Annotated in this window: 11 protein-coding genes and 1 tRNA gene; 6 read left to right on the top strand and 6 right to left on the bottom strand. The window is 64.0% G+C overall.

The window, feature by feature from the left end; all coding sequences use genetic code 11:
* Positions 1-166: 166 nt before the first annotated feature.
* Genes BRA62_RS11075 through lonB form a run of 4 tightly spaced genes read right to left on the bottom strand, consistent with a single transcriptional unit; the run spans position 167 to position 4,992 of the window.
* Complete coding sequence (locus BRA62_RS11075; RefSeq protein WP_292366631.1) at positions 167-430, bottom strand: pro-sigmaK processing inhibitor BofA family protein; 264 nt, start codon at positions 428-430, stop codon at positions 167-169.
* Positions 431-1,723, bottom strand: a complete 1,293-nt coding sequence (locus BRA62_RS11070; RefSeq protein WP_292366630.1) for a TldD/PmbA family protein — start codon at positions 1,721-1,723, stop codon at positions 431-433.
* Positions 1,720-3,048 (bottom strand): TldD/PmbA family protein, encoded by a 1,329-nt coding sequence (locus BRA62_RS11065; RefSeq protein WP_292366629.1) that lies wholly within the window; start codon positions 3,046-3,048, stop codon positions 1,720-1,722. Before BRA62_RS11065 ends, BRA62_RS11070 begins: the two co-directional genes overlap by 4 nt.
* Before the next feature lie 6 nt (positions 3,049-3,054).
* On the bottom strand, positions 3,055-4,992 hold the full coding sequence (lonB, locus tag BRA62_RS11060) for an ATP-dependent protease LonB (protein ID WP_292366628.1): 1,938 nt from the start codon (positions 4,990-4,992) through the stop codon (positions 3,055-3,057).
* Positions 4,993-5,073: 81 nt separating this feature from the next.
* On the opposite strand from lonB, the gene BRA62_RS11055 reads away from it, so the two are divergent.
* The 5 genes from BRA62_RS11055 (at position 5,074) to thsA (ending at position 9,767) form a co-directional block, all read left to right on the top strand.
* On the top strand, positions 5,074-5,931 hold the full coding sequence (locus BRA62_RS11055; protein ID WP_292366627.1) for a ribose-phosphate diphosphokinase: 858 nt from the start codon (positions 5,074-5,076) through the stop codon (positions 5,929-5,931).
* Positions 5,918-6,904 (top strand): RNA 3'-terminal phosphate cyclase, encoded by a 987-nt coding sequence (rtcA, locus tag BRA62_RS11050; RefSeq protein ID WP_292366626.1) that lies wholly within the window; start codon positions 5,918-5,920, stop codon positions 6,902-6,904. Before BRA62_RS11055 ends, rtcA begins: the two co-directional genes overlap by 14 nt.
* Positions 6,901-7,356: an NOB1 family endonuclease gene (locus BRA62_RS11045; protein WP_292366625.1), complete on the top strand. Its 456-nt coding sequence runs from the start codon at positions 6,901-6,903 to the stop codon at positions 7,354-7,356. The genes rtcA and BRA62_RS11045 overlap by 4 nt, the downstream gene beginning before the upstream one ends.
* Positions 7,357-7,378: 22 nt before the next feature.
* On the top strand, positions 7,379-7,993 hold the full coding sequence (locus BRA62_RS11040) for an orotate phosphoribosyltransferase-like protein (RefSeq protein ID WP_292366624.1): 615 nt from the start codon (positions 7,379-7,381) through the stop codon (positions 7,991-7,993).
* Positions 7,994-8,177: 184 nt separating this feature from the next.
* Positions 8,178-9,767 carry a thermosome subunit alpha gene (thsA, locus tag BRA62_RS11035; RefSeq protein ID WP_292366623.1) on the top strand — a complete coding sequence of 530 codons (1,590 nt, stop codon included), beginning with the start codon at positions 8,178-8,180 and terminating at the stop codon, positions 9,765-9,767.
* Position 9,768: 1 nt separating this feature from the next.
* Here thsA and BRA62_RS11030 read toward each other — a convergent pair whose 3' ends face one another.
* A complete protein-coding gene (locus BRA62_RS11030) occupies positions 9,769-9,972 on the bottom strand; it encodes a thiamine S protein (RefSeq protein WP_292366622.1) in 204 nt (67 codons plus the stop codon).
* A 52-nt stretch (positions 9,973-10,024) separates the two neighbouring features.
* On the opposite strand from BRA62_RS11030, the gene BRA62_RS11025 reads away from it, so the two are divergent.
* A tRNA-Ser gene (locus BRA62_RS11025) sits at positions 10,025-10,109 on the top strand.
* A 264-nt stretch (positions 10,110-10,373) separates the two neighbouring features.
* On the opposite strand, the gene BRA62_RS11020 is transcribed toward BRA62_RS11025, so the two are convergent.
* A partial coding sequence (locus tag BRA62_RS11020) for a PAS domain-containing sensor histidine kinase (protein ID WP_292366621.1) occupies positions 10,374-11,487 on the bottom strand: 1,114 nt, incomplete at its 5' end.

Here is an 11,487-nt window from a genome sequence, read left to right as displayed (position 1 = left end):
ACCACGGTCCACTGTACCGGGATTTCACCTCGCTTTGCCTTTACCGTGATACATGAGATAGGATACCCAGACACCCTTTAAGTAAAGACCGGGCAGGGATCGGGGGCTGGAGAAAACCTCCGGCCTCCAAAACGCGAGTGAAGCCCCGCGAACCTTGATAACCCTCTCAGATCGCGATCCCGACAAGGTGGAGCAGGACCAGGACCAGGGCGCCCGGCAGCCCGCCGAGGGCGCAGATGAGGATCGTCACCAGGTTGATCTGGATGTCGGGAGCGCCGAACCAGCTGAGGACGTCGAAATAATTCAGGAGCCAGAGCGTGATGAGCCCGGCGATGGCGTTGATGACGAGCGTCAGGGCCTTCTTCATGAGGTAGTAGAGCGCCGCGGCTATCGCGACCGCGAGAAGGATGGCAAGGATCTCTTCCATCATCTATTTACCAATGATCTGCTGGTTATTTAACCGTATTGATGGAATCGTCAGCCGTCCGACGCGTCTTGTGTCTTTTCCGAGCCCCCCGATACCCGCGAGCATCTCAAAGACGTTCCCGGAGAGCATCGCCGTACGGATGGGTTCGACGAGGTCCCCGCCCTCCATCCAGAAGGGGTTGGAGATCTCCACCGAGAAGTCGCCGGAGAACGGGTTCGCGGTATGGGCGCCCACGACGTCGTGGATCCAGACCGCCCGCTCGTCGCCGGGCTCTTTTGCCCGCGGGCCGTCGATGAAGAGGTTGTGCACGCCGATCCCCGGGGGTTCGCCGCCGGAGCGGACGGCGCTCCCCGTGCTTCCCTCGCCGTAGCGGTAGCCGGTCTTGAGGTCGTAGGCGAACCGGCCAAGCACTCCCTGCTCCACGAAGACCAGGCGGCGGGTGGGGACACCTTCCGCGTCCCAGACGGTGCTCCCGAGGCCGGGAGCAAACGGGTCGTCATAAACGGAGAGCGATTCGTCAAAGACCTGCTCACCGATCTTGTCCGCGAGGAACGACCGTCCGGCCTTCACGTTCCGCCCGGATAGGGCCGGGAGGAGAACATGGCCAAGAATGCTTGCGGCCGCAACCGGGGAGAGGACGACGTCGTAACGCCCGGTCGCGATATCGCGCCCCGATAGAGAGCGTGCGGCAAGCGAGGCAGCCTGCTCCCCGACCGACCGGGCGTCGATATCGGCACGGAACGGGGAGGCGTCGAACTCGTAGCCCGTGGACTGTTCCCGGATCGCTTCGAGGGATACCGCCGCCACCGTCCGGTCCATGCCGTAGAGGACGCCGCTCGTGTTCGCGACCATGAGGTACGACCGGGCGAGGTTCGCGCCCCCGCCGACGACCTCCACCGGGTGCTCCGCGGCACCCGAAAGGAGGTCGGCGACCATCCCCGCCGCGTCCTCCACCGCGACGATCAGGTCGCCGTCCGATGAGGATGCGGTGCTCGTCAGGTTGGCCGGTCTCGGGAACCCGCCCCACTGCTGCGAGGTGGCAAGCCTCCCGCTCGCGAGCGCCGCGTCCAGGCACTCCTTCCACCGGTCGGGATCGCTTGTGGCCGAGAACCCTATCCGGCCGTCCCTGACCGTCCTGACGGCCATGCTCCAGGCTTCCGACTCCTCGGCTGTGCCGATAATGCCCTTCTTGATCTCGGTGCTGACGCTCTCTCCGCGGGCGTAGAAGACCTCGACCTCGTCGGCCCGGCGCTCGCCCTCCCGGAGGACTCTCTCGATCAGGTCTTCGCCCTTCATCCGCCCCGCCCCCCGATGGTTGCGTTCTCGAGCAGGAGGTGCGGCGCGCCGTCGCTGACCGGCACGCTCTGTCCGCCTTTGCCGCAGTATCCCGGGCTCATCTTCCGGTCGTTCCCGACGAGAGCGATGTTATGGAGCGTCGAGAGGATCTCGCCCGAGAGTGAGACGTCCCTGACCATATCCGTCGTCTCGCCGCCCTCGACCAGGTAGCCGTACTCCGCGTTGAACTGGAAGACACCCCGGCCGGGATCGACCTGGCCGCCCCTCGATCCGATCAACAGGATGCCGTCCCTGCACTCGGAAAGGATCTCGTCGTAGGCCGCGTCGCCGTTCTCGATGAAGGTGTTGCTCATCCGGACGATCGGCGGCGCCCCGTGCTCGGAGCGGGCGTGTCCCGGGACTCCGTTCCCGACCGCCGCGAGGGTCTCGCGGTTGTGCAGGTAGGACGAGAGGATGCCGTCGCGGATGATCTCGGTCCGCTGCACGGCCACTCCCTCGGCGTCCACGGGGATGAACCCGAACTCGTGAAGGGAGGGATCGTCCACGATGACCAGTCCCTCGCACCCGATCCGCTCCCCGATCCTCCCTCCGAGAACCGATGCGCCCTCGCGGACGAGATCGCCCTCGCTCGCGTGGCCGACCGCCTCGTGGGTGAAGACCCCCGCAAGTTCCGGGTCGAGCACGGCCCGTTTCGTCCCGCCTTTCGGGAGTTTTGCGTCGAGCAGGGAGACCGCGACCTCGCCCGCTTTCCTGCCGAGGATCTGCTTGTTCCGGAGGTTGAACCCGGTGGTGATGTGGTCGCGTTCGCTCCCCATCTGCATCACACCGTTTCTGGACGCGATCGCGAGGACCGAGAACCCGGACCGGACCGCCTCGTAGGAGTACTCGTTCCCGCTCGAATCCAGGAACCGGACCGAGTCGATCCCCTCGGTGTAGCGCGCCCGGGTGTTTCCCACCCCGGCAACGCGTGCCGCCTCCTCTACCCCGGCAAGCAGCCGGGTCTTCTCCTCGAGGTCGATATCACGGGGGTCCTCCCCGAGGGGCGGAACGGGGAGCACGCCGCGCGGCGCATCGGCGAGGTCGAGGCGGTCCTGTGTGACCGCAGCGAGGCGCGCCGCCGCTTCGATGAGGGCGTTCAGTTCGCGCTTCGAATCGATATCGACGTGGTCGCGGGTGAGGATGCCCCAGCCTTTCGATCCGAGCACCCGGATCACGGCTTTGTCGAAAAATGAGGTGCCTGCGGACTCGATCACCCCGTTGTCGATGTCGACCAGGGTGATCTCGCCACGTACGCACCGGATGTCGTAGTACCGCACTTCAGCCATAGGTCATCAGACCGCGGAGCGCCCGGCGTTCGGGTCGAAGATGGCGGTCGGGGTGACCGCCAGCTTCCGGAGTTTCGAGAGGAACCCTTCGCGGTTCTCGGGCACGAGTGCGTTCTGGAGAACCTCCTCGATGTGGTCGACCGGGACCACCTCGACCATCGTGCGGTAGCGGTCCTCGATGAGAACGTCGTCTAAGTTCGACCGCGGGATGATCACCTTCTTGATCCCGGCCTTTGCCGCCGCCTCGATCTTGTAGGTGACTCCCCCGATGGGAAGGACGTCGCCCCGGACCGAGAGCGATCCGGTCATCGCGACGTCCTGGCGCACCGGGATGTTCTCGATGGCGCTGATCACCGCTGTTGCCACGGTCACGGAGGCCGAGTCCCCCTCGACGCCGCCGTAGGTCCCGATGAACTGGACGTGGATGTCCATGTTCTTGACATCCTTGCCCGTGAACTTCTTTATGAGAGCGCTGACGTTCGTGATCGACTCCTTGGCGATCTCTTTGAGCATACCGGTCGCGATGACCGTGCCGGTCGCCCCCTGGCTCGGGGTCACCTCGGCCATCACCGGGAGCACCGAACCGGAGTCGCTCCCCATCACGGCAAGCCCGTTCACCCGTCCAATCTTGGTGCCCTCGACGACGGTGATCTCGTAGTCGCGGCTCCGCCGGATGTACTCGTCGGAGATCTGGTCCTCGATCGAGCGGGACGCCGATTTTGCGGCGAGGACATGCTTTACCGTGGTGAACTCCGCGCTTTCCTGCCGGGCGAGGTCGCCCGCCACCCGGATGAGCCCGCCCATGTCACGGAGTTTCAGGGTCAGGTGGCCCTTCCGGTTCGAGCGGCGCCGGGCTTCGCGGAGAACCTCGAGCATGGCGCTGCGGTCGAAGTGGGGGATCTTCCCGTCGTTCTGGACCTCCTGGGCGATGAACCGGAGGAACTTCTTCCGGTTCTCCGGGGTGTCCTCCATCGTCTCGCGCATGTAAACCTCGTAGCCATAGCCCCGGATACGCGACCGGAGCGCCGGGTGCATCCCCTGGATGGCGTCGATGTTGCCTGCCGCGATCATCACGAACCGGCAGGGGACCGGCTCGGTCCTGACCATCGCGCCGCTCGAGCGCTCGCTCTGGCCGGTGATCGGAAAGGTGCCCTCCTGGAGGGCAGTAAGCAGGTTCTGCTGGGAGTGGGGGGTGAGGGTGTTGATCTCGTCGATGAAGAGAACCCCCCCGTGCGCCCGGTGGATGGCCCCTCCCTCGACGCGGTCGTGGGAAGGCGTCTCGAGCCCGCCGCTTTGGAAGGGGTCGTGCCGGACGTCCCCGAGCAGGGCCCCCGCGTGCGAACCGGTGGCGTCGACAAAAGGCGCCGTCGAGTTCGAGTCGTGGGAGATCAGGAGCTTCGGGACCATCGCCTCTTCGCGGGGCATCGAATACTTCAGCGCCATAAATACAAACGCAGCGGCGATGATGCCCATGAGCCACTGGTAAGTGATGACTGCATAGCCGATGATGCCGATGATGAGGAGCATGACGAGGGTGCTCCTCATCTGGATCTTCTTCCTCGCCTCCACCTTGTGGGCGTTGACGATCTGTTTGCCGCGGGTCGCAGGCACGGTCCTGATGATGGGGTTATTGTTATCCTCGGGGTTCGGATAGACCAGAATGTCCTGCAGTTCCTCTTTGGGGAGAAGCTCGGCCATGGCCTTCGCCAGCATCGATTTGCCGGTTCCGGGGGTGCCGATCATCATCACGTGCCTGCGCTGGACCGCAGCTTTGCGGATCACCTCGACGGCGTGCTCCTGACCGATGACCTGGTCGATAAGATTCGGGGGTACGTCGATATCTGAAGATGCGCTCAGCTCGAGACCTGAAAGGACATCCATATCCTCCAGTTCGTCATTCGTGAGCTCTATGTTTGGAATTTCCGTTGATGTCGTCGAATCCATCGTCGAGTTTACCTCTTTGCTGCACTGGTACTTATATAATTTATTCATCCTCGTTCAAATACTTTCTAGCAAAGGTGTTCTATGAGAATAATCAGTACGGAACGGTCCCAGGTTCTCGCAGCCCGCATTGCCGAAAAACTGGGGGCCCCATTGGTCGAGACGAAATTTACCCGTTTTCCCGACGGAGAAATGTATCTTAAGTGCGGAGAACTCGACGATGAGACCCTGATCGTCAGCAGCGTCGTGGACAACGATATGCTCGTGCAGACCCTTCTCGCGATCGATGCCGCCGACCAATCAAGGAACACGCTGGTGGTCCCGTATCTCGGCTACTCGCGGCAGGATAGGCGTTTTTTCCCGGGCGAGCCGATAAGCGCCCGGGCGGTTGCGCGAGCCCTCTCGACCGGGATCGAGCGGGCGTTCGTCGTCAACATCCACGATCGAAGCGTGCTGGATCATTTCGGCGTCCCGACGAGAGACGTCACCATCGCCCCGGCCGTCGGGGGGTACATCGGCGACCTGCGCCTGAAGAACCCTCTGGTCCTCGCTCCGGACGAAGGGGCGACCGACTTTGCGGCCGATGTCGCCGCCGTCGGCGGGTGGGACTGCGACCACCTCGTAAAGACCCGGCTCTCGGGTGAAGAGGTCCGGATCGCCCCAAAGACCGTCGATACAGCCGGCCGGGACGTCGTGATCGTGGACGATATCATATCCACCGGCGGGACCCTCGCGACCGCCGCCTGCATGCTCCGGGAGCAGGGAGCAGCATCCATCCACGCGGCCTGCGTTCACGGGGTGCTCACGAGCGGCGCCTATACCCGCCTGCGGGCGGCGGGGGTGGCTTCGGTCGTCTCCAGCGATACCTACGAGAACGCCTCAAGCTTCATATCGGCCGCGAACGCAATCGCTACCGCGATCAGGGAAGATGCTCACCGTTGACGGAACCCACCTGGAGGGAGGGGGGCAGGTCCTCCGCCTGGCGGTCGCCCTATCGGCGATCTCTCGAACTCCGGTCACCGTCACCCGGATCCGGCAGAACCGACCGAACCCCGGGCTCGCGCCCCAGCACATCGCCGCAGTCCGGGCGGTCGCCGGGGCCTGCGAAGCCGAATGCACCGGTCTTTCACCCGGGAGCAGCGAGATCACCTTCACCCCGGGGCGGCTCCGGCGGGCCGATCTCCGGATCGACCCCGGAACCGCCGGGAGCATCCCTCTCATCCTGCAGGCGTGGCTCCCGGTCGCCCTTCATACCGGCGGGAGCATCACCGTCACGGGCGGGACGGAGGTGCCGTGGAGCCCGACGATCGATTACGTAGACCGCGTCCTCGCACCGGTCCTCCGCCGCGCCGGGGCCTCGATCCGTATCGAGGTGCTCGAACGCGGGTACTACCCCCGGGGAGGCGGGCGGGTGCATGTCCGGGTGGAGCCCGGGCGGCCCGGTCCGATCGTGATCCCGGAGGGGGAAGATAGCGGGTGCGGGCTTGTCTCCTGCTCGGCGGGCCTCCCGGGTCACGTCACGGAGCGCCAGGCGGCAGCTGCCCGGAACCTCCTCGAGAGCGAACTCGGCCTCTCCTGCACCGTGGCTCTCGACCCCCGGGAGGACGGTGCGAGCACCGGGAGTTCCGTCACGGTGTGGAGCGGGGCGAAGGGCGCCGTCGCTCTCGGGAAGAGGGGGCTTCCCGCCGAAAAGGTGGGCCGGACGGCCGCCCGGGCCCTGATCGAAGAATGCCGCAGCCCGGGCACGGTCGACGTCCACCTCGCCGACCAGCTTCTCGTCTACCTCGCCTGCTACGGCGGGGAGTACAGCACCCACACCCTCTCGATGCACGCGAAGACCGCCTGCCGGCTGCTTGAAACGTTCGGGTACGCGATCAGGTGCCGGGAGAACGATACCGTGGAGTTCTCGGCATGACACTGGTCCTCGACGCCTCGGTCTTTTTCTCGGAGATGCCCATAGAGGAGACGGCCTGGACCACCCCCTCGGTTGTCGGGGAACTCGGCGACCTCCATGCGAAGTGCCGGTTTGAGGCGCTCGCGGCCGCGGGACTCCGGGTCCGGGAACCACGCGAGGAAGACCTCTCAAGGGTCGACGCGGCGGCACTCGGGACCGGGGACGCCGGGGTGCTCTCCGGGACCGACCGGGATATCCTCGCGCTCGCGCTGGAGTTATCGGCCGTCCTCGTCACCGACGACTTCGCGGTCCAGAACGTCGCGCACCGCCTCGGCATCGAGACCAGGAGCATCCGGCAACGGCCGGCCCGGGCTATTAAGTGGCGCTACCGGTGCAGCGGGTGCGGCCGATACTGGCGGGAGCCGGGGGAATGTCCGGTCTGCGGCGCAGCAATCAAAAGAAAATTTAAATAGATTACCTGGAGATCTCTTCTCCATGTCCGCCCTCGAAGAGTTGATCACGAAGGCAAAGGCGCTCCAGGCAGAAGGGCACACTCCCGGCCAGATCTCCGACGAGCTGGGCCTCTCGATGGAGACGGTCACCTGGCTGCTCACCCAGCAAAAGGGCATGGAGGCCCCAAAAGACGTCCACATCGACTGGACGGCGATAGGGAGCCATGGAACCCTCCTCGGCGACATGGCGATGATGATGCTCAAGCGCTTCCTCTACCTGGCGGAGGCGGAGGACGTGCGTTCCGGAGGAGAGGAGCCGGATACGGTCGTCGGCATCGCGCTGTCGGGAATCCCGCTCGCCACCCTGATCGCTGCGGAGGAGGGGCTGAAACTCGCGGTATACCTCCCGGCGAAACACAGCCGGAGCGAGACCCCCACCGGATCCCTCTCGGGCACCTTCTCCACGATTACCGGGCAGCGCTGCATCATCATCGACGACGTCGTCACGACCGGAACGACGCTTGCCGAGGCGATAGCGTTCCTCCGGCGGCACGGAGCCGTGCCGATGGCGATCTGGTCGCTCTTCGACAAGCAGGGTGCCCGGGAGATCGACGGCGTCCCGGTCCACTCGCTCTTCGCGATATCGAGACTCGGGTGAAGACCCGGCTCACGCTTTTTTCAATAATCCCCGGCCCGCCTGCCGGGAGTACCGGGCGTGTAAAGCCAGCTGAAAGGCAATCCGCCCGTACCGAACGGCCGGTGTGCCCCGGGAAGGCCGGCCCCTATCGACTAATTTATATAGAACCTCTGAACAAACCTAACGGACAAAGGAGGATTATACAATGCTTGCTGGACAGCCCATCATTATTTTACGGGAAAATGTTGAGCGCACGCGCGGATTCGAGGCGCAGCGCTCGAATATCATGGCTGCAAAGGCAATTGCGGCCGCCGTTCGGACGACGCTTGGTCCCCGGGGAATGGACAAGATGCTGGTCAGCTCCAGCGGTGACGTGGTGATCACGAACGATGGGGCAACCATCCTGCACGAGATGTCCGTGCAGCACCCCGGCGGCAAGCTGGTCGTCGAGGTTGCGGAGGCCCAGGACGGCGAAGTCGGCGACGGCACCACGACCGCAACCGTACTCGTCGGGTCGCTGATGGAAGAGGCGGAGAGACTGCTCGCCCAGGAGGTTCACCCCACGATCATCGCGAACGGCTACCAGCTCGGCATGGAGAAGGCCCTCGAAATTCTCGACGAACTGGCTATCACGGTCGTATTCGGCGACCGCGACGACCTCTTGAAGATCGCCGACACCGCCATGACCGGTAAGTCCATCGAAGCCGTCAAGGACAAGATCGCCGGCATCGTGGTTGACGCGGTGTGCCAGGTCGCGAGCGAGACAGGCCAGGGCACCTACGTCGTGGACGAGGACGACATCAAGATCAAGACGCAGGTCGGCGACTCGATGCACGACGCCAACCTGATCCGGGGCATCGTCATCGACAAGAAGCGCGTCTTCGAGCAGATGCCCACAAAGGTCACGGACGCTAAAGTAGCCCTGCTCGCCCTGCCGCTCGAGGTCACGAAGACCCAGGTCAAGTCGAAGATCAAGATCACCTCCTCCGACCAGATGAAGGCGTTCTCCGAGCAGGAGCGCGAGTCCCTCCAGAAACTCGCCGACCAGATCGTTGCCTCCGGCGCAAACGTCGTCCTCTGCCAGAAGGGGATTGCCGATGCCGTGCAGTATTACCTCGCGAAACACGGCATCTACGCCGTCGAGGACGTAAAGGAAGAGGACATGAAGTTCGCCGCGAAAGCGCTCTGCGGCGCCATCGTCAACAAGCCCGAGGAGCTCAACGCGGCGACGCTCGGCCACGCTGAGGCGGCCGAGGAAGTCCCCGACGCCGACCTGACGGTCATCTCCGGCTGCGACAACCCGAAAGCCGTCACGATCCTCCTGCGGGGCACTTCCCAGCTGCTGCTGGACGAACTCGAGCGGGCGGTTTACGACGCGGCCCGGGTCGTCCAGGATGCCATCGAGGACGGCAAGTTCGTCGTCGGCGGCGGTTCGGTGGAGACCGAACTCCAGCTCCGCATCCGCGACTACGCCGCAACCGTCGGCGGACGGGTCCAGCTCGCCATCGAGGCGTTTGCGAACGCTTTCGAGGTCATCCCGAGGACGCTCGCGGAGAACTCCGGGTTCGACACGATCGACAAGGTCGTCGACATGCGCAAGGTCCACGCCGACGGCGCGAAGTACGCCGGGCTCAACGTCTACAACGGCGAGGTCGTGGACATGCGCGAGGCCGGGGTCATCGAGCCCCTGCGGGTGAAGACCCAGGCGATCAAGAGCGCAACCGAGACGGCCATGCTCCTCGTCCGCGTCGACGATATGATGATCACCCAGGCAGGAAAGCCGGGCCCGCAGTAAGTCACCCGCGTGAGGAGGCCGGGAAGATCCCGACCTCCTCTTCCTCGATTTTTTTATCCTGCGGCAGGCTTCTTCCGTGATGAAAGATCAGCGCCGCGTCCGGATTGAGCCCGAAGGAGAGGAGTGCGGCCTCGTAGGTATCCCCCGGCCGCCCCTGGTAGATCAGCACGTTGCCGTCCGGGATGAGAGTGAATCGACAGAGCATTATCTCGATACTATTATAGTCGAAGAGCCTAAATACCCTAGGCTGATTCTGTGCCGAGGTAGTCTAGTCCGGGAAGGCGGTGGCCTCGAAAGCCACTGGTGTTCGGCACCTCGGGAGTTCAAATCTCCCCCTCGGCGTTTACCGTTCACAGTCAAATCGCTGGCGAAACGCACATCTTCTCTTCTTCCGACCCCCTTCCATGCAGAGCCTGGCCGCACTGCCTGTAAAGGACAGAGAATTCCATCGCGCCGAAGGGATCTACGCGTATAACTCAATTGCCCGGGGACTCGAAGAGCGATGTCGATCTCATCGCTGAACTCACGGCACAGAGGGGCATCGGCACTCCCGGGGTAAAACACGAGTGTCGGCATCATCCGCCGGAATTAACCCGATCAGTGGGTTTACAGGGCGGGTCTCAGTGTGAACCTGAACGCCGCGCCTTCTTCCGGGCGGCCGGGCACCCGGTCCTCGACCCAGATCCTGCCGCCGTAGCGTTCCACGAGGATCTGCACCAGGTAGAGACCAAGTCCCTTACCGACACCTCGCTTCTTCATTTCGTACAGCCAGAAGATCTCCTGCTTATCTTTATCCGGGACACCCGGACCGGTATCCTCGACCGATACCCGGACGAACCCGTCATCCTGTTCCGTCCGGACGGCGACTACGACTTCGGGACCACCGAACTTGACTGCGTTGCCGATGAGGTTTGCAAAGACCACGGTGAGAAGGTCATCGGCCTCGACCTGGTGATGCGCGCCGTGATAGGAGAAGATGCTGTCGGGATAACCTTCCATTGCTCCCCGGATCGCGGCATCAAGATCCATCGGTTTGAGATCCGGAGACGCCTGGTGGATCCGGCGGATGGTTGAGACGGTGCCCAGGATCTCGATGCTCTTCTGGATGCTGCGCTGCAGTTTCTTCACGTATCCGGCTGTTTCTCCCTCCAGGGACTCGATGAGCAGGTCGGCATAGAGGTTCGAAACGTTCTCGGTGTTGCCGATGTCGTGGGTGAGGATGTCCAGGTAGAGGTTCGCCTCCCGGTTCGCGGCCTCCAGTTCGCGGTGAAGCCGGGTGAGTTCTTCGGTATGGCGTATGAGCGCTTCCTCAGCCCGCTTCCGCTCGGTGATGTCCGTGAGGATGGCGATGGCCCCGACGATAGCACCGCCGGCATCGCGGATGGGAGCTGCCGACGTGTCCACCCAGAGCGGTTCCCGGTCCAGGCGGGTGACCATCACCTCTTCTCCCTGCACGGTCTCTCCGTGCAGCGCCCGGTAGTACGGGGTCGCCTCGAGAGAGAGCGGCGTCCCATCCTCCCGCAGGACGCCAAAACCCGCCTGGCGCTCCTCGAAACGGATCGGATCGAGAGAGAGCGACGCTCTGTCGATCATCTTGCGCACCGCTTCGTTCACCCGGACAATAGCCCCGGCGGTATCGTAGATGATGACGCCCGATGCGATCGATGCAAGAGTCGCATCCAGTTCGGTGGCTCTCAGATGCTCTCTTTCCATGACGGCA

It is taken from the genome of Methanoculleus sp. UBA208, assembly GCF_002498065.1.
Classification (GTDB): domain Archaea; phylum Halobacteriota; class Methanomicrobia; order Methanomicrobiales; family Methanoculleaceae; genus Methanoculleus.
This window is presented reverse-complemented; position numbering and strand designations above follow the sequence as displayed.